This is a genomic window from Intrasporangium zincisolvens (genome assembly GCF_034724055.1).
GTDB classification, from domain to species: domain Bacteria; phylum Actinomycetota; class Actinomycetes; order Actinomycetales; family Dermatophilaceae; genus Monashia; species Monashia zincisolvens.
This window is the reverse complement of record NZ_JAWIIL010000009.1, coordinates 137,677-159,886: the sequence shown is the minus strand read 5'-3', so window position 1 is coordinate 159,886 and position 22,210 is coordinate 137,677. Positions and strand designations below refer to the sequence as shown.

At 73.5% G+C, this 22,210-nt stretch carries 15 protein-coding genes and 1 tRNA gene; 10 read left to right on the top strand and 6 right to left on the bottom strand.

The features are described from left to right. The first annotated feature begins 1 nt into the window (after position 1). From RY076_RS19510 to RY076_RS19500, 3 genes are all read left to right on the top strand, one after another. Positions 2-940 carry a 4-(cytidine 5'-diphospho)-2-C-methyl-D-erythritol kinase gene (locus RY076_RS19510; protein WP_323100951.1) on the top strand — a complete coding sequence of 313 codons (939 nt, stop codon included), beginning with the start codon at positions 2-4 and terminating at the stop codon, positions 938-940. A 65-nt stretch (positions 941-1,005) separates the two neighbouring features. Then, the gene (locus RY076_RS19505) at positions 1,006-2,859 is read left to right on the top strand and encodes an ABC-F family ATP-binding cassette domain-containing protein (protein ID WP_323100949.1); all 1,854 of its coding nucleotides are present in this window, start codon (positions 1,006-1,008) and stop codon (positions 2,857-2,859) included. A gap of 45 nt (positions 2,860-2,904) precedes the next feature. After that, entirely contained in the window at positions 2,905-3,282 is a 378-nt protein-coding gene (locus RY076_RS19500) for a VOC family protein (protein WP_413785802.1), read from the top strand. 14 nt (positions 3,283-3,296) lie between these two features. On the opposite strand, the gene RY076_RS19495 is transcribed toward RY076_RS19500, so the two are convergent. Continuing rightward, complete coding sequence (locus RY076_RS19495) at positions 3,297-3,836, bottom strand: MarR family winged helix-turn-helix transcriptional regulator (RefSeq protein ID WP_323100947.1); 540 nt, start codon at positions 3,834-3,836, stop codon at positions 3,297-3,299. A 55-nt stretch (positions 3,837-3,891) separates the two neighbouring features. On the opposite strand from RY076_RS19495, the gene RY076_RS19490 reads away from it, so the two are divergent. Beyond that, positions 3,892-4,749, top strand: coding sequence for a methyltransferase domain-containing protein (locus tag RY076_RS19490; RefSeq protein ID WP_323100945.1), 858 nt, complete (start codon positions 3,892-3,894; stop codon positions 4,747-4,749). A 37-nt stretch (positions 4,750-4,786) separates the two neighbouring features. Here RY076_RS19490 and RY076_RS19485 read toward each other — a convergent pair whose 3' ends face one another. Next, positions 4,787-6,274 carry a cryptochrome/photolyase family protein gene (locus RY076_RS19485; protein WP_323100991.1) on the bottom strand — a complete coding sequence of 496 codons (1,488 nt, stop codon included), beginning with the start codon at positions 6,272-6,274 and terminating at the stop codon, positions 4,787-4,789. A gap of 441 nt (positions 6,275-6,715) precedes the next feature. Between RY076_RS19485 and RY076_RS19480 the strand changes: the two genes are divergently transcribed. Continuing rightward, positions 6,716-8,599: a sigma-70 family RNA polymerase sigma factor gene (locus RY076_RS19480; protein WP_323100943.1), complete on the top strand. Its 1,884-nt coding sequence runs from the start codon at positions 6,716-6,718 to the stop codon at positions 8,597-8,599. A 74-nt stretch (positions 8,600-8,673) separates the two neighbouring features. Here RY076_RS19480 and RY076_RS19475 read toward each other — a convergent pair whose 3' ends face one another. Beyond that, entirely contained in the window at positions 8,674-9,279 is a 606-nt protein-coding gene (locus tag RY076_RS19475) for a TetR/AcrR family transcriptional regulator (protein WP_323100989.1), read from the bottom strand. Positions 9,280-9,574: 295 nt separating this feature from the next. Between RY076_RS19475 and RY076_RS19470 the strand changes: the two genes are divergently transcribed. The 4 genes from RY076_RS19470 (at position 9,575) to RY076_RS19455 (ending at position 14,559) form a co-directional block, all read left to right on the top strand. Then, positions 9,575-11,470: a sigma-70 family RNA polymerase sigma factor gene (locus RY076_RS19470; protein WP_323100942.1), complete on the top strand. Its 1,896-nt coding sequence runs from the start codon at positions 9,575-9,577 to the stop codon at positions 11,468-11,470. A 152-nt stretch (positions 11,471-11,622) separates the two neighbouring features. Continuing rightward, a tRNA-Gln gene (locus RY076_RS19465) sits at positions 11,623-11,701 on the top strand. Between the two features lie 429 nt (positions 11,702-12,130). Beyond that, on the top strand, positions 12,131-13,582 hold the full coding sequence (gene glmU, locus RY076_RS19460) for a bifunctional UDP-N-acetylglucosamine diphosphorylase/glucosamine-1-phosphate N-acetyltransferase GlmU (RefSeq protein WP_413785804.1): 1,452 nt from the start codon (positions 12,131-12,133) through the stop codon (positions 13,580-13,582). Next, positions 13,579-14,559: a ribose-phosphate diphosphokinase gene (locus RY076_RS19455; RefSeq protein ID WP_323100939.1), complete on the top strand. Its 981-nt coding sequence runs from the start codon at positions 13,579-13,581 to the stop codon at positions 14,557-14,559. The genes glmU and RY076_RS19455 overlap by 4 nt, the downstream gene beginning before the upstream one ends. A gap of 11 nt (positions 14,560-14,570) precedes the next feature. Here the strand turns inward: RY076_RS19455 and RY076_RS19450 are convergent, their stop codons facing one another. Continuing rightward, a complete protein-coding gene (locus RY076_RS19450) occupies positions 14,571-15,125 on the bottom strand; it encodes a CGNR zinc finger domain-containing protein (RefSeq protein WP_323100937.1) in 555 nt (184 codons plus the stop codon). A gap of 121 nt (positions 15,126-15,246) precedes the next feature. On the opposite strand from RY076_RS19450, the gene RY076_RS19445 reads away from it, so the two are divergent. Beyond that, on the top strand, positions 15,247-16,308 hold the full coding sequence (locus tag RY076_RS19445) for an EamA family transporter (RefSeq protein WP_323100935.1): 1,062 nt from the start codon (positions 15,247-15,249) through the stop codon (positions 16,306-16,308). Between the two features lie 33 nt (positions 16,309-16,341). Here the strand turns inward: RY076_RS19445 and RY076_RS19440 are convergent, their stop codons facing one another. Together RY076_RS19440 and RY076_RS19435 are read right to left on the bottom strand one after the other, a co-directional pair. After that, the gene (locus tag RY076_RS19440; protein WP_323100988.1) at positions 16,342-18,255 is read right to left on the bottom strand and encodes a DUF4082 domain-containing protein; all 1,914 of its coding nucleotides are present in this window, start codon (positions 18,253-18,255) and stop codon (positions 16,342-16,344) included. A gap of 54 nt (positions 18,256-18,309) precedes the next feature. Beyond that, on the bottom strand, positions 18,310-21,795 hold the full coding sequence (locus tag RY076_RS19435; protein WP_323100933.1) for a N,N-dimethylformamidase beta subunit family domain-containing protein: 3,486 nt from the start codon (positions 21,793-21,795) through the stop codon (positions 18,310-18,312). Positions 21,796-22,210: the final 415 nt, after the last annotated feature.

The following is a 22,210-nucleotide window of genomic DNA, read 5'->3' as shown; positions in this document are numbered from 1 at the left end:
CATGACTGTCGCTCCGACCCTGCCCGGTGCGGTGACCGTGCGGGTCCCGGCCAAGGTCAACCTCGAGCTGCGCGTCGGGCCCCGGCGGCCCGACGGCTACCACTCGCTCGCGACCGTCTACCAGGCCGTGTCGCTGCACGACGAGGTCTCGGTGGCCCGGTGGAACGAGTGGCAGGTCGTGCCCACCGGCACGTACAAGAGCCTCATCCCGACCGACGGCGACAACCTCGCGGTACGGGCGGCCCGGCTCGTCGCGGAGCGGTGGTCGGTCGACGAGGCGCTCTCGATCCGGATCGACAAGGACATCCCGGTCGCCGGTGGCATGGCAGGTGGCTCGGCCGATGCTGCCGCCACGCTCGTCGCGTGCGACCAGCTGTGGGGCCTGGGCCTCGACCGCGACGACCTCGCCGAGCTGGCTGCCGTGCTCGGCAGCGACGTGCCGTTCCCGCTCACGGGGGGCAACGCCATGGGCTCCGGGCGCGGTGAGCAGCTGGCGCCCGTCCTCGCGCGCGGCACCTTCCACTGGGTCTTCGCCATCAGCGACACCGGCCTGTCGACGCCGGAGGTGTACGCCGAGTGCGACCGCCTCCGCGAGCGCGACGGGGTCGACGTCCCCGAGCCGCGCGTCAGCCCCGAGCTGATGGCCGCGCTGCGGTCGGGCGACCCGGCTGCCCTCGGAGCCGCGCTGCACAACGACCTCGAGCCGGCGGCGTTCTCGCTGCGCCCCCAGCTGCGCGAGCTGCGCGACGCCGGCGTCGAGTTCGGCGCCCTCGGCGGCATCGTCTCCGGGTCGGGTCCCACGGTCGCCTTCCTCACCGAGAGCCACGAGGCCGCCCTCGACCTCTCGGTCTCGCTCGCGGCGTCCGACCTGTGCCGCGACCTGCGCCGGGCCAAGGGCCCGGTCCACGGCGCCCACGTCGTCGCCACCCCTCGCGACTGACCGCAGACCGGGGCTGCTCACGGCGATTCCGTGCGCGGCCCGCCCAGGACGTAGGGTCTGCTCCGATGGCCAACCTCGTCTCGCTCGAACGCGTCTCCCTCGTCTTCGGCACCGCCCACGTCCTCGACGACGTCAGCATCGGCGTCCTCACCGGCGACCGCATCGGCATCGTCGGTGTCAACGGCGGCGGCAAGTCGACGCTGCTGCGCGTCATGGCCGGCCTGCAGGAGCCCGACTCGGGTCGCATCAGCAAGCAGGGTGGCGACGACGGCATCCGCATCGGGATGCTGAGCCAGGAGGACGCGCTCGACCCCGAGTGGACGGTGCGCGAGGCCGTCCTCGGCGACCGCCCCGAACACGTCTGGGCCGGCGACCCCCGCATCCGCGACGTGCTCACCGGCCTGCTCGGCGGCATCGGCGCCGAGGCGATGGGCGGCCTCGACAGCCGCGTCGGGCCGAAGTCCGGCGGCGAGCGCCGCCGCCTCGCCCTCGCCCGCCTCCTCGTCGAGGACCCCGAGCTGCTCCTGCTCGACGAGCCGACCAACCACCTCGACGTCGAGGGCGTGGCCTGGCTCGCCGACCACCTGACCAACCACCGCCCCCGCCCGGGCAACGCGACCGTCGCCATCACCCACGACCGCTGGTTCCTCGACGCGTACGCGACGATGACGTGGGAGGTCGAGTCCGGGGGCGTCAGCTCCTTCGAGGGCGGCTACGCGGCCTACGTGCTCGCCAAGGCCGAGCGCGACCGCCTCGCGGGCGTCGTGGCCGAGCGTCGCTCCAACCTCATGCGCAAGGAGCTGGCCTGGCTGCGCCGCGGCGCCCCGGCCCGCACGAGCAAGCCGAAGTTCCGCATCGAGGCCGCCAACGCCCTCATCGCCGACGAGCCCGACCCCCGCAACAACGTCGAGCTCGTGTCGTTCGCGACGCGTCGCCTCGGTAAGGACGTGCTCGACCTCGAGGACGCCACGCTGACGGTCGGCGAGCCGCCGCACGAGCGCACCCTGCTCGACGACGTCACGTGGCGCCTCGCACCGGGCGAGCGCGTCGGCATCGTCGGCGTCAACGGCGCCGGCAAGTCGACGCTGCTGCGCGCCCTCACCGGCGAGGTGCCCCTGAGTGCCGGGCGGCGCAAGATCGGCAAGACCGTCGCCATCGCGCACCTGACCCAGGAGGTGCGCGAGCTCGAGCGCTTCGAGCAGTGGCGTGTCATCGAGGCCGTCGAGGACGTGCGCCAGTACACGACGCTCGGCGGCAAGGAGGTCAGCGCGAGCCAGCTGGCGACGCGTCTCGGCTTCCCGGGCGGCCGTCAGCAGACCCGCGTCGGCGACCTCTCCGGCGGCGAGCGGCGTCGACTCCAGCTGACGCGCCTGCTGCTCACCGAGCCGAACGTCCTCGTGCTCGACGAGCCGACCAACGACCTCGACATCGAGACCCTCACCTCGCTCGAGGACGTCCTCGACGGGTGGGCCGGCACGCTGATCGTCGTCTCGCACGACCGGTACCTGCTCGAGCGGGTCTGCGACCACCAGCTGGCCCTGCTCGGCGACGGCCGGGTACGCGACCTGCCCGGCGGTGTCGACCAGTACCTCGAGCTGCGCGCTGCCGCAGCACGCACCGCGTCGTCGGCGTCGTCGGCGTCGGGTGGGGGAGCGAGCGCGAAGCCCTCGGCAGGCCCGGCCGCCGCGGTGACGACGGCGAGCCCGGCCGAGGTCCGCGAGGCGCGCAAGACGATGGCCCGCGTCGAGAAGCAGCTCTCGCGCCTGGCCGACCGCGAGGAGCGGATCCACGGCGAGATGGCGCAGCAGGCGACCGACCCCGGCGCCCTCGCCGACCTCAACGCCCGGTTCACCGAGCTCGTCGCCGAGCGCGAGGAGCTCGAGCTCGAGTGGCTCGAGGCGGCGGACGTCGTCGGCTAGTGCCGAACCCTTGAAAATATCTTGATATCAAGATACTTTCGGGGCATGGAGATGACTCTGCACCACGTCCAGGTGTCCGGCCCCGCCGGGTGTGAGGACGCCATGCGCGCGTTCTACGCCGGTGTCCTCGGCCTGACCGAGGTGCCCAAGCCAGAGAGGCTGCGCGCCCGCGGCGGTGTCTGGTTCCGGGCGGGCAGCGAGCCCGGCGGCGCCGAGGTGCACGTGGGCATCGAGGACCCGTTCGCTCCGGCGCGCAAGGCCCACCCGGGCATCGCCGTCGCCGACGTCGAGGCCCTCGCCTCCTCGGTCGAGGCCGCCGGGGCCCCGGTCACGTGGGACGAGAACATCCCCGGCCTGCGTCGCTTCCACACCAGCGACCCGGTCGGCAACCGCCTCGAGTTCCAGCAGCGCGTCGACGCGTGAGCGGTCGGTCGGCGTCAGGACGCCGGGTCGCCCGGGCGTGCCTCGAGCGGCGCGAGCATCCGGCGCAGCAGCGACGCGAGCTCTCGCCGGTCAGCGGCGCCGAGCTCGGACAGCAGCGACTTCTCCTGCTCGATGAGGTCGGCCATGGCCGAGTCGACGACGTCACGGCCCGCGGGCGTCAGCCGCACGAGCACGCCGCGCCGGTCGCCCGGGTCGGGGCGCCGCTCGACGAACCCGCTGCGCTCGAGCCGGTCGACGCGGTTGGTCATGGTGCCCGACGTCACGAGGGTCTGCTGGACCAGGGCTCCGGGCGACAGCTCGTACGGCTCGCCCGCGCGGCGCAGCGCCGACAGCACGTCGAAGGCCCACCCCTCGAGCAGGTGCTCGGAGAAGGCGCGACCGCGCGCGAGGTCGAGCCGGCGGGCGAGGCGCGACACGCGCGAGAGCACCTCGAGGGGCGAGACGTCGAGGTCGGGTCGCTCGCGGCGCCAGGCCGCGACGATGTCGTCGACGTCGTCGCCAGCGGGGCGACCCGCGCGGCGGTCCGGGCTCATGGCACCAGCCTAGTCACCATCAAGACTCTTGACGTCGAAGGAAAGTGAGGACGCCGTGTCCGACACGACACCCCCGACCGCGCCTCCCACCCAGGAGCGCACCACCGACTCCGCCTGGGACCCGGGCCAGTACGCCCTCTTCGCCGACCACCGCGGTCGCCCCTTCGCCGACCTGCTCGCCCGCGTCGACGTGCGCGACCCGCAGCTCGTCGTCGACCTCGGCTGCGGGCCCGGCGAGCTGACGCTCGGGCTGGCGCGGCGCTGGCCCGACGCCCGCGTCGTCGGCGTCGACTCCTCGCCGGAGATGCTCGACCAGGCGAGCGCGCTCGACACCGAGGGCCGCGTCGAGTGGGTCGAGTCGTCGGCCGAGGCCTGGGACCCGACCGCGGTGGGTGGGTCCGTCGACGTCCTCGTCACCAACGCGACCCTCCAGTGGGTGCCGACCCACCTGCGGCTCATCCCCGGCTGGCTCGACGCCCTGACGCCCGGGGGCACGTTCGCGATGCAGGTGCCGGCCAACTTCGACGCGCCGTCGCACCGTCTCATGCGTGAGGTGGCGCAGCGGCACCCGCGCGCCGACGACCTGCGCCCCGGCCTCGACCGGGCCGCGGCGGTCGCGCTGCCCGGCACGTACGCGGCGCTCCTGCTCGACCGCACGCCCGAGGTCGACGTGTGGCAGACGACGTACGAGCAGGTGCTCCCGGCCCCCGAGGGCGGCCCGCACCCCGTGCTCGAGTGGGTCCGCGGCACCGGCCTGCGCCCCGTCCTCGGCATCCTCGAGGACGCCGCCGAGCGCGAGGTCTTCGAGCAGGCCTACGCCCGCGAGCTGGAGGTGGCCTACCCGCGTCGGTCCTTCGGGGTGCTCTTCCCCTTCACGCGCACCTTTGCGGTCGCCCGCACCCGACGCGCCTGACGCGCCTGACGCGCCTGACGCGTCGGGGCGTGACGCGTCAGGGCGGGTCGTCGCCCCGGGCGCGCTCCTGCGCGACGACCTCGGTGAGGTCGGCGAGCCGGTGGCGCTGCTGCAGCGGCCGCGCCATCCGGTGGTTGCCCTCGAGGCGCGCGGCGTTGCGGTCGAGGTAGGCCCAGTAGCCGGCGGTGAATGGGCACGCGTCCTCGCCCGTGCGCTTCTTCGGGTCGTACCGGCAGCCGCCGCAGTAGTCGCTCATCCGGTCGATGTAGGCGCCGCCGGACACGTACGGCTTGGTCGCCATGGCCCCGGCGTCGGCGTGCTGGCTCATGCCGACGACGTTGGCCGGCATGACCCAGTCGTAGCCGTCGACGAACCGGGTCTGGAACCACTCGGTCAGCGCGTCGGGGTCGTACCCGCGGTGGGCCGCCCAGCCGCCGAGCACCATGAGGCGCGGGATGTGGTGCACCCAGCCGCGGTCGCGGACACCGGTGAGCGCGTCAGACAGGCAGGCGGCCTCGACCGCGTCGGCGTCGAGCTCGTCGAACCAGCGGGGGAGGGGACCCCGCGCGGCGCCCAGGGCGTTGCGGCGTCGGTAGGAGCGTCCGAGGTGCCAGTAGACGTGCCAGACGTACTCGCGCCAGCCGACGACCTGGCGCACGAACCCCTCGACCGACTCCAGCGGCGCGTCGCCGTCGTGGAAGGCCCGGACGGCCCGCTCGGCCACCTCGACCGGGTCGAGCAGCCCGAGGTTGAGCGGCACCGACAGGAGGCTGTGCGCCATGGCCCAGTCGCCGCGCAGCATCGCGTCCTCGTGGGGGCCGAAGGCGCCGAGCCGATGCGTCACGAACCGGTCGAGCGCGGCGAGCGCCTCGCGTCGGGTCACGGCGAACAGGCGGGGGCCGTCCTGGCCGACGGGGTCGAGCGCGCCGTCCCGGGTCCAGCGGTCGAGGTCCTCGCGCACCTGCGCGTCGATCTCGTCCTCGCGGGGGCGGTAGGGCGGTGGCACGTCGAGGCGCTCGGCGCCCTTCGGCGTCGGCTCGCGGTTGGCCTCGTCGAAGGACCACCGCCCGCCGACCGGGTGCTCGCCCTCGACGAGCAGGTGCAGGCGCAGCCGCTGGAACCGGTAGAACTCCTCCAACCGCACCCGCCGGCGCCCGCCCGCCCACGCGGCGAACTCCTCGCGCCCGAGGGAGTAGCCCGGCGTCGGGTCGATGCCCTCCACCTGCCCCGACGCGTGCAGCCGGCGCACGAACGCGTCGGCGCCCCACGACGTCGGCTCGTACACCCGCACCGGCCGCCCGAGCTGCTCCAGCGCCTCGGCGTAGGTGTCGGTGCGCAGCAGCGTCACCGAGCCGGCGGAGCCCTCGAGCTCGGCGGCCCGGTGGCGCAGCGCCGACAGCACGAGGTGCAGCTTCTGGCGGTGGAACCGCCGGCGGGCCAGGGCCCGCCGGCTCTCGACGAGCAGGACGCCGTCGCGTCCGACGTCGAAGTGCGGGCCGAGCTGGTCGGCGAAGAGCCAGCGCATCGTCACCCTGGCACCCATACCCGCCACCCGCGCCGCCCCGACGTGGCGTCCCGACGCACCGGGTGGCGCGCCGACGTGTGAGGTCCGCCAACGGTCGGTAAGGCGTCGACCAAGAGGGCCCCATGACGGCACCGTTACCGACGGGTCGAGGTCAATTTCGGGCATTTCCTGACATTTGCGAAAAATCTGTCATGAAATAGGGACTGGCACGTCTTACGGATGACGGCATCGCCGGAGCGTCCCGCTTGGTCAGGGGAGGGAGTGGCTCCTGAGGTCCGCACCCGTGGTGCCGCCAGGTTTCGTCCTTCCGCGATGGTTTCGTGGAGGGGATCATCCGGAAGGGCGAAACCTGCCAGATGTCCCGTGCTGCGAGTCGAGTCGACGCACGCGGCGCGCCGGGGCAGACTGTCCACCACTGGCAAGTGGCTGGAAGGGCTCGAGGTGGCAGCTGACCTGACCATGTGGTCGAGCGAGGCGTGGTCCTCTGCTGCCGACGTGCAGCTGCTCGCCCGCAGCCGGGCGGGGTCGGCCGAGGCGTTCGGCGAGCTGTGGCGGCGCCACCTGCCCGCCGCGTACGCCGTCGCCCGACGCGTCCGCACGCGAACGAGCCCCGAGGACGTCGTGGCCGAGGCCGCCGCCCGCGTCTTCTCCCTCATCAAGGAGGGGCGCGGCCCGGAAGAGCACTTCCGCGCCTACTTCCTGTCCGCCGTGCGCACCGTCGCCCTCGACTCGAGCAGCCGCGACCTGCGCCTCGTGCCCACCGAGGACGACGACCTCGACGCGCTCGCCGACCCGGTCGAGCAGCACGGGCCGGACCTCGGCGACGACGAGACCGTCGCGCTGGTCCGCGAGGCGTTCCGGTCGCTGCCCGAGAAGGACCAGCGCGTCCTGTGGCACACGACCGTCGAGGGCGCCGCCCCGCGCGTCGTGGCCCCGGCCCTCGGGATGAGCGCGAACGCCGTCAGCGTCCGGGCCATGCGGGCCCGCGAGAACCTCCGCGCCCTGTACCTCGACGCGCGCGCCGAGCGCGGCCTCGCCGCGGCCGACACCGACGAGTGCCGCTGGACCATCACCCACCTCGGGGCCCTCGTGCGCGGTCGTCTGCCCAAGCGGCAGACCGAGCGCGCCCAGGCGCACGTCGCCTCCTGCTCCCATGCGGCCCGGCTCGCCGACGACCTGCGCGTCATCCACGACGGCTTCCCGGCCCTCGTCGTGCCGCTGGTCCTCGCGGCCGGGGTGTCGACGCCCGGGTTCATCACAGCCGGTGGCCTCGGGCTGCTCGGCGGCGCGGCGGGTGCCGCGGGTGCTGCGGGCGCTGCGGGTGCGGCCGGCGCCGGTGGGGTCGCGGCGGCATCGTCGTCGGGCGGTGCGGCCGCCGCCGGAACCGGGGCCTCGGGCGCCGGACGCGTGGGCTCGGCCGCCGATGCCATGGGGCAGGTCGCGAGCCGCGTCGCCAGCATCGTGGCCGGTGTCGCCGTGACGGCCGGTGCGACCGGCCTGCTCGGCGGTCCTGCGTCCACCCCCCTGCCTGCCGATGCCGCGCCCCGGCCGGCGGCGTCCGCGTCGGCGAGCCCCGGCACGGGCGCAGCCGCACCCGGTGGCCCTGCCGTGCCGGGTGGGGCCTCGTCGTCCACGGCAGGCGCGTCATCGGCCGCGCCCGGCGCGACCCGCCCCGCGGCGACGAGCGCCGCAGCCGCGGTCCCGTCGGCCGGCTCGCCCACCTCGGGCGCCTCGGGCGCCTCGGGCGCGGTCACCGGCACGCCGGCGCCTCCGGCACCCGGAGGCGCGGGCGCCCCCGGCGCGGGTGGGAGCTCACCGGGCTCCGGTACGACCCCTGGCGCGGGCGGCACGCCGGCCACCCGGCCGCCGTCGACGTCCACGCCGCCGACAACACGTCCGACGCCGCCGCCGACGACGCGTCCGACGCCGCCGCCGACCTCGAAGCCGCCCACCCCACCGCCGACCTCGACCCCGCCCAGCCCGCCCCCCACGTCCGAGCCGCCGCCGAAGCCCTCGAACCCTCCGACGATCTCGGTCAAGGTCATCGCCTCCGGCGACCCGAGCCGGTTCAGCCTGTCGGTCCGCACATCGGTCGAGGGCCGGCTGCGCCTCACGGTCTCCAACACCTCGGGCGCCGGCACGCTCCGGGCCTCCAACAGTGCCTGGACGTGCTCGAGCACCGGTAGTGCCCGCGTCGCCTGCACCGGGTCGGCGTCCGGCGGACGCGTCCAGCTGACCCAGGGCGGCCTCGGGGGTCTGTCGCCGATCACCGTCGTCGTGACCGACGGCGCGGGCGACACCTACCGACGGACCTTCTTCGGCTGACCGCAGCTGGAGTCGGAGTCCCGGTCCGCGTCCGGTCCGCGTCCCGGTCCGCGGCCGGGTCTGAGCCGGTGTCGTCAGCGGCGCGGCACAGTGACGAGCCGCGGGCTCCGGTCGAGGCCCGAGAGGCCGTTCCACGCGAGGTTGACGAGGTGGGCGGCCACCTGGTCCTTCTTGAACTTGCGCTTGTCGAGCCACCACTGCCCGGTCAGGGCCACCATCCCGACGAGCATCTGGGCGTGGATCGGGGCCGACTTCGGGTCGAGGCCGCGCGACTTGAACTCGGCCGCGAGCAGGTGCTCGACCTGCGAGGCGACCTCACCGAGGACGCTGGCGAAGGAGCCGGTGGACTGCCCCGGGGGAGAGTCGCGCACGAGGATCCGGAACCCGTCGGGGTCGCTCTCGACGTAGTCGAGCAGTGCGAGGGTCGCGCGCTCGAGGAGCATCCGGGCCCCGTCGCGCTCCTCGAGGGCTCGGGTGATGCCGCCGAGCAGCGCCTGGATCTCGCGATCGACGACGACGGCGTAGAGACCCTCCTTGCCGCCGAAGTGCTCGTAGACCACGGGCTTGGAGACGTTCGCCTTGGCCGCGACCTCCTCGACCGTCGTGGCCTCGAAGCCCTTCTCGGCGAAGAGCCGGCGCCCGACGCTGATGAGCTGCTCGCGCCGCTCGGGGCCGGTCATCCGGGCGCGGGTGCGCGGCCGCGGCGTCCGTTCGGGGCGGTCCCGCGCGGCGTCCGTGGCGTCCGTGGCGTCCGCGTCGTCCCTGTCGTCCCTGTCGGCGGTCACGTCGTCATGGTGCCACCCGGTCGGGACCGGAGGGCGGGGCTCCCACGGACCGGGCGCGTCGGGCGAGGGGACGAACCGGCACGCATGGCGCACCGCGACACGCGCACCGAGTCCGCATCGACCAATCCGCACACGAGAGGGCCCTGTGTGTCGCACACTTGGGTCTCTCTCCACACCCGAAAGGACCACGGTGTCTGCGAACGCCGTCGGTGCGACACCCGACTCCACCCCGCTCGTCGATCTCACGGACGTCGACCTGCTCGACCGTGTGCGGCACGGCGACGACGACGCGTTCGTCGTCCTCTGGCGCCGCCACCTGCCGGCCGCCCAGGCCGTCGCGGTGCGCTTCCGGGGCCGCGTCGCGCCCGAGGACCTCGTCGCCGAGGCATCGGCCCGGATGCTGCGCCTGCTGCGCGAGGGTGCCGGTCCGCGCGACAACTTCCGGGCCTACTTCACCTCGACGGTGCGGACGGTCGGTGTCGACGCGGTGCGCCGCGACATGAGCGCACTGCCCACCGACGCCGCCGACCTCGACCGCGTGGCGGGGACCGAGGTCGACGACGATCCCGAGGAGGACCTCGGCAGCGGCCTCGTCCGTGAGGCCTTCGCGCGGCTGCCCGAGCGGGAGCGCCAGCTGCTGTGGATGACGATGGTCGACGGCGCGGCCCCCCGGGCCGTCGCCCCGCGCCTCGGGGTGTCGGCCAACCTCGTCAGCGTCCGGGTCATGCGCGCCAAGGAGGCGCTGCGCGGGCACTACCTCGACGTGTGGGTCCAGCAACGCAGCGCCGAGTGTGAGAGCCCCGAGTGCCGCTGGACGCTCGACCACCTCTCCGCCCACGTCCGCGGCCGCTCGACGCCGCGCCGGCGCGCGAAGGTGGAGGCGCACCTCGCCTCCTGTCCGCGCGACGCGGCGCTCGCCGACAACCTGCGCCGGATCAGCACCGGGTTCGCCGGACTCGTCCTGCCGTTCCTCGTCGCCGGCGCGAGCCAGGCCCTCGGGTCGGGTGTCGGCCAGGGCGCGGGCGGTCTGCTCGTGACCGGCGGGGCCGGTCTCGGCGGGGCGTCCGGGATCGGGGCGGGAGCGGCCGGAGGCGCTGCCTCTGCGGGTGGCGCCGGCGCTGCTGGTGCTGCCGGTGCTGCCGGCGCTGCCGGTGCTGCGGGTACTGCCGGTGCCGCGGGTGCTGCGGGTGCCGGGACAGCCGCGATGTCAGGCGGCGTCGCGTCCGGCGCCTCGACGCTCGTCACCGGCGTCGCGACCGCTGCAGGAAGCGCCGGCGTCGGTGGTGCGGCCACGGCCTCGACCGCGGCGGTCGCCACCGTGTCGACGGCGGGCGCTGCCGGCGTCACCACTGCCTCGGCTGTCGCGACTGGTGCGGCCGCGTCCGGCGTCGCGTCGGGTGTCGTGTCCGGCGCCATCGCGTCGGGCGCCGCGGTCGCTGGCGCCGCGCTCGTGCCGGTCGCCGTCGTCGCGGGCGGCGCGACGATCGGGGGGCTCACGATCTCCCCACCCGTTGCCACGGCCGTCGCGGGCATCGTCATCGGCCTCGGCGTCGCGGCGCCCGCCGTCGTGCTGACCCACGGCACCAACGAACACTCGGTCGTCCAGCAGCACCCGTCGTCCTCGGCGAACCGCGCGCCGCGCCCCGGCGGTGCCATCGCGCCGACCACGCTGCCCGACCTCGGGTCGGCCGTCGGGGGAGCGGTCGGTGGTGCCGTCGTCGCGCCGGTCATCTCCGCCACGGTCCCCGTCGCCCTCACCACCTCGGCCGCCGCCCCGGCCGCCCCGACACCGACGAGCACTGCCGTGTCGACGCCTTCGGCCACCGCGTCCGCGACGGCCGGCCCCGCGCCCGACCCGTCGGCCGCCCCGACGCCGTCGGCGCCGCCACCAGCAGCTGCCGATCCGGCCCCCGCACCCTCCGCCTCGGCCCCGGCCGAGCAGCCGACGCTGCCCGCGCCCGCGGGTGTCGTCGGCCCCGGCGACACGGCGACCGCCCAGGGCTCAGGCTCAGGGTCGGGCTCCACACCGGCCGGTGCGCCGGCGGACGGCGGGGCGGGCGCGGCGGCCTCCACCCCGGGCAGCTGACCGAGGACGCACACCGTCGAGTCCGCTGCGCCTTTCGTGGCCGACGGCACACCGTGTCCGGTGGGTCGGCGACCGCGACGTGTGCGGCTGCGGCCGGCTGGGCCCGGACGCACCTCGGCGCTGCACTACCCTGTGCACGTCCTCGTGGACGTTCCCCGGTTGGTCTGCCGGCAGGGCCCGCCTGACTTTGAATCAGGACTAGCGACGTAGGTTCGACTCCTACCCGGGGAGCAAGCTCGACGCGCTGCGAAGCGAGCGCCGAGCGGGTCCCCGGCAGGAGTCGGGAGGAGCGAGGCACGAGCGACGGTGCCCTACCCGGGGAGCAAGCTCGACGCGCTGCGAAGTGAGCGTCGAGCGGGTCCCCGGCAGGGGTCGGGAGGAGCGAGGCACGAGCGACGGTGCCCTACCCGGGGAGCACGCTCGACGCGTCGGGCGGGGCGTCGCTGTGAGCGGCGTCACGCCTCGCCCACGGGCGCGCCGGAGGCACCGCGAGCCCCGAGTAGAGTGGCGGCGGCGCACCCCCGGTGCCACCGCGTACGCACCTGCTCGACGGCCGGTCCGGGGCTGCAAGGCACCGCACCCGACGACAAGGAGCTGCGCCCCGTGAGCGATCTGCGGCCGACCGCCGTGATCGTCCTCGCCGCCGGCGAGGGCACACGCATGAAGTCCACGACCCCCAAGGTCCTCCACACGATCGGCGGCCGCAGCCTCGTGGCCCACGCGATCCGGGCGGCCCGCGGGACCAGCCCGGACCACCTCGCGGTCGTCGTGCGGCACGAGCGGGACCGCGTCGCCGAGCACGTGGCGCAGGTCGACCCGGACGCCGTCATCGCCGACCAGGACGAGGTCAAGGGCACCGGCCGCGCCGTCGAGTGCGCGCTCGAGGCGCTCCCGCAGGGCCTGAGCGGCACGGTCGTCGTCACCTACGGCGACGTCCCCCTCCTCACCGCCGACACCCTCTCGGGCCTCGTCGCGGCGCACACCTCGAGCGGCAGCGCCGTCACCGTCATCACCTCCACGCTGGCCGACCCCACCGGCTACGGCCGCGTCATCCGCGGCGCCGGCGGCCACGTCGAGGCGATCGTCGAGCAGAAGGACGCCACCGACGAGCAGCGCGCGATCCGCGAGGTCAACAGCGGCCTCTACGCCTTCGACGCGGTCGTGCTGCGCGAGGCGCTCGCGGAGGTCGGCACCGACAACGCGCAGGGCGAGAAGTACCTCACCGACGTCGTCGCCATCGCGCGCTCCCGCGGCCTGGCCGTCGACGCCCACCTCGTCGCCGACCTGTGGCAGACCGAGGGCGTCAACGACAAGGCGCAGCTGGCCCGGCTCGGCGCCGAGCTGAACCGCCGCATCGTCGACCAGGCCATGCGTGACGGTGCCATCGTCGTCGACCCGGCCACGACGTGGATGGACGCCGACGTCACCGTCGGCCCCGACACCGTCGTCCGCCCGAACACCCAGCTGCTCGGCGCGACGACGATCGGACGCGACTGCGTCGTCGGCCCCGAGACGACGCTGACCGACACCGAGGTGGGTGACGGCGCGAGCGTCGTGCGCACCCAGGCCGAGCTGGCCCAGATCGGGCCCGACGCGACCGTCGGGCCCTTCTCCTACCTGCGCCCCGGCACGGTCCTGGGCCGGGCCGGCAAGATCGGCGGCTTCGTCGAGACGAAGAACGCCCGCATCGGCGACGGCGCCAAGGTGCCGCACCTGACCTACTGCGGCGATGCGACGATCGGCGAGGGCGCGAACATCGGCGCCGGCACGATCTTCGCCAACTACGACGGCGTCACCAAGGGCCACACGAACGTCGGCCGGTGGAGCTTCGTCGGCAGCAACTCGGTCATCGTGGCGCCGCGGACGATCGGCGACGGCGCCTACGTGGCCGCCGGTTCGGCGGTCGTCAGCGACGTCGCGCCGGGGCAGCTGGCCGTGACCCGCGCGCAGCAGCGCAACATCGACGGCTGGGTGGCGCGCCGACGCGCCGGCACGAAGACCGACGAGGCGGCACGGACCGCCGTTGACGCCGAGGCGGCACTCGCCGGTGAGGCAGGAGCCGTGGTCGAGAACGACCGGCTCACCAGCGACGAGAAGGGCGCCCAGGCATGACCGGCATCAACAAGACCACCGAGAAGCACCTCATGGTGTTCTCCGGCCGGGCGCACCCGCAGCTCGCGCAGGAGGTGGCCGACGCGCTCGGCACCAGCCTCGTGCCGACGAGCGCCTACGACTTCGCCAACGGCGAGATCTACGTGCGCTACGAGGAGTCGGTGCGCGGCTCCGACGCCTTCGTGCTCCAGAGCCACACCGCGCCGATCAACGAGTGGATCATGGAGCAGCTCATCATGATCGACGCGCTCAAGCGCGCCTCGGCCAAGCGCATCACGGTCGTGCTGCCGTTCTACGGCTACGCCCGCCAGGACAAGAAGCACCGCGGCCGCGAGCCGATCTCGGCCCGCCTCATGGCCGACCTCTTCAAGACGGCCGGCGCCGACCGCCTCATGGCGATCGACCTGCACACCGCCCAGATCCAGGGCTTCTTCGACGGCCCGGTCGACCACCTCATGGCGATGCCGATCCTGTCGGAGTACGTCGGCGAGAAGTACGGCCACCTCGACCTCGCCGTCGTCTCGCCCGACGCCGGCCGCATCAAGGTCGCCGAGGACTGGTCGACGCGCCTCGGCGGTGCGCCCCTGGCCTTCATCCACAAGACGCGCGACATCAACCGGCCCAACGAGGTCGTCGCCAACCGCGTCGTCGGTGAGATCAAGGGCCGCGTCTGCATCCTCGTCGACGACATGATCGACACCGCGGGCACCATCACCAAGGCCGCCGACGCCCTCATCGAGCAGGGCGCGGAGAAGGTCGTCATCGCCGCGACGCACGCGATCCTGTCGGGCCCGGCCGTCGACCGGCTCAAGGCCTGCAAGGTCGACGAGGTCGTCGTGACGAACACGCTGCCGATCCCCGAGGACCGACGCTTCGACAAGCTGTCGGTGCTGTCCATCGCGCCGCTCGTGTCGATGGCGATCAAGGAGGTGTTCGAGGACGGCTCTGTGACGAGCCTCTTCGACGGCAAGGCCTGATCGCCAACGCGTCAGGCGCGGGCGCGTCGGGCCCGGTAGGCGGCGGTGTGCGCGCGGGCCGCGCATCCGCCCTCGCAGTAGATCCGTGACCGGTTGCGCGACAGGTCGACGACGACGTCGTCGCAGTCCTGTGCCGCGCAGACGCACAGCCGGTCGAGCTCGCCGGCCCGGACGACGTCGACGACGGCGAGGGCGGCCTCGACGGCCATCCGCCGGGCGAGGGGGGCGTCGGACGGGGTGGCGTGCACGTGCCAGCCCGAGTCGTCGTGCTCGACGAGCTGGGGGAGGGCCGCGCCCTCGGCGAGCAGCTCGTTGACGAGCCGGACGACGCCGGCCTCGTCGCGCTCCCAGAGCCCCCGCAGCCGCGGCCGCAGGGCACGCACCGCGTCGAGCTCGGCGGCGTCGCGGTCGAACCGGCCGGTCCAGCGCTGCTCGGCGTAGAGGGCAGTCAGATCCTCGATGGTGAGCAGGACGTCCTCGGCCGAGTCCCCGGGCAGGGTGCCGGGCATCGTGTTGACGAGGGCGGCCGCGGCGTGGAGCGCCGCCTCGGTGTCATGGGTGAACACGCTCTTGACTCCTGACGTCACGGATCGCTACCGTCAGGAGTCTAATCGCAGACGGTCCTAACAGGGTGACTCACCGCCGGGGCCGGACGCGTCACCCGAACCGCACCGCCCGGAGGTCACCGTGTCCGCGGAGCCCACCACCCCGACGCCCGGCCTCGCGCCGCCGTCGACCGCGCCCGGCCCGACCGACCCTCCCGTCCTCGAGTGGGGCCCGGAGGATGCCGTCGGGGCCGCCGGCCGCCACCCGCTGCTCGGGCTCGGCGTCGCCCTCGCGTCGGCCGCCGCCTTCGCGACCTCCGGTGCCTTCGCCAAGCCGCTGCTCCTCGCCGGCTGGGCCCCCGGTGCCGTCGTCACCCTGCGGATCACGCTGGCCGCGCTCGTCCTGCTCGTGCCGACCTTCGTTGCGCTTCGCGGCCGCTGGGGCGTGCTGCGGCGCAACGGCCGCGCCGTCGTCGGGTACGGGCTCACCGGTGTCGCGGGCTGCCAGCTGGCCTACTTCAACGCCGTGACCCACCTGTCGGTCGGCGTCGCGCTCCTGCTCGAGTACCTGGCGCCCGTCCTCATAGTCGGCTGGCTCTGGGCCCGGCACCGACGCGCCCCGCGCCGCCTCACCCTGGCCGGCATCGGACTCGCGGTCGTCGGGCTCCTCCTCGTCCTCGACGTCACCGGGGGAGCGCGGCTCGACCTCGCCGGGGTCCTCTGGGGCCTCGGGGCGGCCGTCTGCCTCGTCCTCTACTTCCTCCTCGCCGACCACGTCGACGCCGACCTGCCCCCGATGGCGCTCGCCGGCGCCGGGCTCGTCGTCGGGGCCGTCGTGCTCTGGGCCGCCGGGCTCATCGGCGTCATGGACATGACCCGTGGCGCCGACATCGTGACGCTCGGCGGCGCGGACGTGCCGTGGTGGGTGCCGGTCCTCGTCATCGCGCTCGTCGCCGCGGCGTTCGCCTACGTCACCGGGATCGCCGCCGTGCGGATGCTCGGGGCGAAGGTCGCCTCCTTCGTGGCCCTGACCGAGGTGCTCTTCGCCGTGCTCTTCGCCTGGATCGTGCTCGGCGAGCTGCCGACGGCGCTCCAGCTCGCCGGTGGCCTGCTCATCGTCGGCGGCGTCGTCGCGGTGCGCGCGGACGAGGCCCGGGCGCCCGACGCCGTTCCGGCGGCTGCGAAGCCGTCGTCGACGGACTAGCCGCCCCGCCCGAGGCGGGGCGGCCGAGAACGCTCACGGCGTGGCGCTGAAGACGACGTCGACCCAGTAGTTGCTGGACTGCCAGGTGTTGTTGGGGAAGGCGCTGGAGCCGTTGTAGACGTAGACGCCGTTGCCTCCGCTCGTGCCGTCCTGCAGGGCGTGCAGGGGCGGGTTGTCGACGCCGGTGGTGGCGAAGAAGCTGTTGTCGCCGGCGTAGTGGCCGACCGGGGCGAAGTACGAGGCGACGTAGACCGTGCCTGCGGTGATCGACACGGGCGCGGCGAAGGTGACCTGCTGCCAGCCTGTGGCGGTCTTGTTGGTGAAGGTCGCTGTGGCCATCCTTGTGCCGCTGGTCGTCCAGAGGCTGCCGGTGTGGGTGCCGGTGTTGCCGGTGCCCTTGTAGAACCGGATGCCGGTGACCTGGCCGTTGACGTCCGAGGTGAACTTCGTGCCGAGCTCGACCGCGGAGCTGTCGTTGATGCTCGGGCTGGTCGGTGTGGCGGTGCTGGCCCAGATGGTGCAGGCGGTGCACCCCGTCACCACCGCGGGCGTGACGCTGTTGGAGGCGGTGGAGTCGGGTCCGGTGCCGATGGCGTTGGTGGCCGAGACCTTGAAGGTGTAGGCGGTGCCGTTGGTCAGGCCGGTGACGGTCGTGGTGGTGGCCGGCGGGGTGCCGGTGACGGTGGTCGGGGTGCCGGCGGTGGTGCCGGCGTAGGGGGTGACGGTGTAGCCGGTGATGGCGCTGCCGCCGTTGGCGGGCGCGGTCCAGGACACGGTGGCCTGCTTGTCGCCGGCGGTCGCGGTGACGCCGGTGGGCGCGGCGGGTGCGGTGGGTCCGGTCGGGGTGACCGCGGCGGAGGCGGTGGAGTCGGGTCCGGTGCCGATGGCGTTGGTGGCCGAGACCTTGAAGGTGTAGGCGGTGCCGTTGGTCAGGCCGGTGACGGTCGTGGTGGTGGCCGGCGGGGTGCCGGTGACGGTGGTCGGGGTGCCGGCGGTGGTGCCGGCGTAGGGGGTGACGGTGTAGCTGGTGATGGCGCTGCCGTTGTTGGCGGGCGCGGTCCAGGACACGGTGGCCTGCTTGTCGCCGGCGGTCGCGGTGACGCCGGTGGGCGCCGCAGGTGCGGTCGCCGCTCCGCCGGTGGTGGAGAAGACGACGTCGACCCAGTAGTTGGCTCCCTGGAAGGTGTTGTTGGGGAAGGCGCTGGAGCCGTTGTAGACGTAGACGCCGTTGCCTCCGCTCGTGCCGTCCTGCAGGGCGTGCAGGGGCGGGTTGTCGACGCCGGTGGTGGAGAAGAAGCCGGTGTCGCCGGCGTAGTGGCCCACGGGGGCGAAGTACGAGGCGACGTAGACCGTGCCTGCGGTGATCGACACGGGCGTGGCGAAGGTGACCTGCTGCCAGCCTGTGGCGGTCTCGTTGGTGAAGGTCGCGGTGGCCAGCCTGGTGCAGCTGGTCGTCCAGAGGCTGCCGGTGTGGGTGCCGGTGTGGCCGGTGCCCTTGTAGAACCGGATGCCGGTGACCTGGCCGTTGACGTCCGACCTGAACTTCACCCCGAGCTCGACCGCGGAGCTGTCGTTGTGGTTGGGGTTGGCCGGGGTGGCGGTGCTGGCCCAGATGGTGCAGGCAGCGCAGCCGGTGGGTCCGGTCGGGGTGATCGCGGCCGAGGCGGCGGAGTCGGGTCCGGTGCCGATGGCGTTGGTGGCCGAGACCTTGAAGGGGTAGGCGGTGCCGTTGGTCAGGCCCGTGACCGTCGTGGTGGTCGCGGGCGGGGTGCCGGTGACGGTGGTCGGGGTCCCGGCGGGGGTGCCGGCGAAGGGGGTGACGGTGAAGAAGGTGATGGCGATGCCGTGGTTGGCGGGCGCGGTCAAGGACACGGTGGCCAGCTTGTCGCCGGCGGTGGCGGTGACGCCGGTGGGCGCGGCGGGTGTGGTGGGTCCGGTCGGGGTGATCGCGGCGGAGGCGGTGGAGTCGTGTCCGGAGCCGATGGCGGTCGTGGCCGAGACCTAGCACGTGTAGGCGGTGCCGTAGGTCAGGCCGGAGACGGTCGTGGTGGTCGCCGGCGGCGTGCAGCTGACGCGGGTCGGGGTGCCGGCGGTGGTGCCGGCGTAGGGGGCGCCGGTGTAGCTGGTGATGGCGCTGCCGGTGGTGGCGGGCGCGGTCCAGGACACGGTGGCCAGCTTGTCGCCGGCGGTGGCGGTGACGCCGGTGGGTGCCGCCGGTGCGGTCGGCGCCCCGCTCGTCGTGGAGAAGACGACGTCGACGTAGTAGCCCTCCGACTGGAACGTCAGGTTCGGGAAGCCGCTCGAGGTGCCGTACCGGTAGAGACCGTTGCCGCCGCCCACGCCGTCCTTGAGGGCGTGCAGGGGTGGGCTGTCGACGCCGGTGCTGAAGTAGAACGAGTCGGCGGCGTAGTGGCCGTTGGGCGCGAAGAACGAGGCGACGTAGCCGGTCCCCGCCGTGACGGACACGGGCGTGGCGAAGTTCACCTGCTGCCAGCCGGTGGCGGTCTCGTTGGTGAAGGTCGCCGAGGCGAGCTTGGTGCCCGTCGAGGTCCACAGGCTGCCGACGTGGGTGCCGGTGTTCAGTGCACCCTTGTAGAACCGGATGCCGGTGACCTGCCCGTTGACGTCCGAGGTGAACCTCGTGCCGAGCTCGGTGGAGCTGGTGTCACCCTGGTCCGGGGTGCTCGGCACCGTCGAGGCCGGCCAGATCGTGCACGGGGTGCACGAGACCGCCTGTGGGGTCACGGGGCTCGAGGCCGCGGAGTCAGGGCCGGTGCCGACCGTGTTGGTGGCCGACACCTTGAAGGTGTACGCCGTGCCGTTGGTCAGGCCGGTGATCGAGGCGGACGAGTCCGGCGGGTTGCCGGTGACCCTGACGGCGGTCTGCGCCGTCGTGCCGACGTACGGGGTGACGGTGTAGCTGGTGATCGGGCTGCCGCCGTCAGGTGGCACGCCCCAGCTCACCTGCGCCGAGCCGTTGCCCGGTGTCGCCGTGACGCTCGTGGGAGCGGCCGGAGCGGTGGCGGGGCCGGTGTTCGTGTTGAAGAGCACGTCCACCCAGTAGTTCGTCGCCTCGTCGGTCTGTGTCGGGAACGCGCTGCTCGCGGTGTTGAGGAAGATCCCGTTGGTCGTCCCGTTGGTGTTGCGCAGGGCGTGCAGGGGTGGACTGTCGACCCAGCCGCTCGCGTAGGGCCCCGGGGAGGGCGGCGGGTAGAGGTAGGACTGGTCCGCCGCCGTGTGACCTCGCGGTGCGAAGTACGACGCGACGTAGGTGACGTTGGCGTTGATCGCCACCGGGCTCGCGAAGGTGACCTGCTGCCAGCCCGACGCGGTCTCGTTGGTGAAGGTCGCACTCGCCAGCTTGGTGCCGGTCGAGCTCCACAGGTTGCCGACGTGGGTCCCGGTGTTGGCCGTGGACTTGTAGAAGCGGATGCCGGAGACGAACCCCGACGCGTCGGACCGGAACTTGATGCCGACCTCGGTCGCCGTCGCGCTGCCGGAGTCGCCCACGCCGGGCGTGGCCCCGGTGCCCCAGACCGAGCACGTGCAGCCCACGTTGACCGGCACACCCGCAGCGGGAGCCTCGAGGTTGCCGCTGTCGTCGACAGCCCGGGTCTTGATCGTCGTGCTCGGGTTGCCGTGCGCCACCCAGCTGTAGCTCCAGCTGGTCGTCCCCGTCGCGGGGTGCCACGTGACTCCCTTGTCGGTCGAGACCTCGACCCCGGCGACGATCCCGCCGGTGTCGGCGGCCGTGCCGGAGATCGTGATCCGGCCGCCGTCGCCCAGGTTGGCGCCGCTCGTCGGGGTCGTGATCGTCGACGTCGGGGCGGTCGTGTCGGTGGAGGCCGTTGCCGTGGACAAGCCGCTGATGACGGCATACGGCTGGGCACCCATGTCCGCGAAGAGGTTCACGGTCGCCTGCTGCATGTTGACGTCAGGTGTCGAGCCGGGGTCGGAGAGGCCCCACGACCACTGCACGGTGCCGGCGCCGAAGACCAGGGCGCCGCTCGCGGCGCGGTACATCGTGAGGTTGTGGGTCGCGGTCTGGCTCGACTGCGTCGTGCCCCCGTAGTCGGTGAAGACCTCGGCCGTGGTCGATGTCGTGGACGACAGGCGGAACAGGCCGGCCGGCCGGAATCCGTTGTCGGGGTCCATGTCCCACTCGTAGCCCAGCGTCCCGACGCCGGCGCCGAGGGTCGCGGTCTGGCCGTTGCCGAGTCTCGCCACCGCGGTGTTGCGCCAGAGCCGCAGCTTCGAGTACTGCGACGGCACCTTGATGTCGGTGGTCCCGGAGTTGACGAGGAACTGCTGACCCGTCAACGCGTTCTGGGGGTTGCCGCCGTCGGCGGGAGGGCTGAACCGGGGGTCCTGCCACGTACCGGTCCACGTCGGCGGGTCCTGCGGGTCCGTGGGTGCGTTGTAGTGGGTCTCCTTGTAGCAGACCAGGGTTCGGTTGGCCGTGTTCGTCCCGTCGATGCTGTTCTGGAAGCGCGTCTTCCAGAACACCTCGTTGCCGCTGAAGAAGGCGAGGTTGACTCCGGCGTCGCGGGCCGCCTCGACGTTGGTGCGCTGGTTGCCCGACCAGTACTCGTCGTGCCCCGAGGACATGAACACCTTGTGGTTGCGCAGCAGGGCCCCACCCGCGGCGGTCCCCGTGTCGACGCCGCTGCTGTAGGCCACGTCGTACCCGTTGGCCTCGAGGAAGCGGATCATCGGGTACTCGGAGTACATGAGCCAGCTGCGGCCGCCGTCGTCCAGCGCCGTGTGCCACGGCCGGTTGTAGGACACCATCGACGCGCCCTTGTAGGCGTCCGGGTTGCCGGGCGGGCAGCTGGTGGTGCACGTGTAGAGGCTGTTGCCCCCGTAGGTGTTGTAGGCCTGCCACGTCTGGTCGGAGGTCTGGACCAGCAGGTCCGAGTGGCTGGCGTCGTTGCGCACGACGAAGGGGATGAGGCTCGCACCGTTCGTGTCGGTGCGCACGAGCCTGGCGAGGTAGACGCCGGACACGGCCGTCGCCGGCACCGTCCACGACGCCGACACCGCCCAGTTGCCGCAGTCGACGAGGCCGGTGGTGTTCTGGACGATGCACGCAGGCTGCGTCTGGGGCAGGGTCGCGGAGGGCTGCACGTTGGGTGCGACCAGGCGCGCTCCGTTGCCCTGGTAGTAGCCCATCCGGTAGATGTCGATGCGGTAGGCCCGGGCCGGCGTGCTGACCTTGAACGTGACGGTCTCGCCGACGTTGACGCTCATCGACGTCGCGAAGCCCTGGATCGTCGAGTCGCCGGCGCCGCTGACCTGCCAGCTGCTCGGCGCGGTGCCCGGCTGGGTGTTCTCGCAGGCGATGACGTTCACGACGGGCGGTCCGCACGGGCCGGCTCCTGCGGCCGGCCCGGCCGGGATGCTGACGATCGCGGCGAGCGCCCCGATGAGGCAGGCCACCACGAGCGCGGCGGTGCGGCGCAGACGGCGTCGGGCGTGCCGCCCCACCTGCGCTGCCCCTACGAACAGACGAGACCGGCTGATACGACCCGATGAGAGCATTGCTACCGCCTTTACCCCCCGGCGCAGCGTGCACCGGCCCACCCTTGTCGGCGCATCGCGCGCGGCCCGGGTCCCCACCTCGTCAGCCGGCTGCGCCTGCTTGAGCGTAGAACGGCTCGAGGCGGCGGTGGCCGGGAATCCGTTATGTCTGCCGTGTGCCGTCCGTCGACCGGGCGGCCGCACCGACAGGACAGATTTCGTGCGGACGCGACTGTCCACTACGATCGAGCAGTTGCCTCGGCGAGGGACGGTGCACGGCTGCGAGAGCAGGACGTGCCGAGGTCCGTGATCGACGCGGTGGCCTGACGTGGAGCTCTCCACGGTCGGGTTCGCCTCTGCGTGCGCACCTCACCGCCCACCT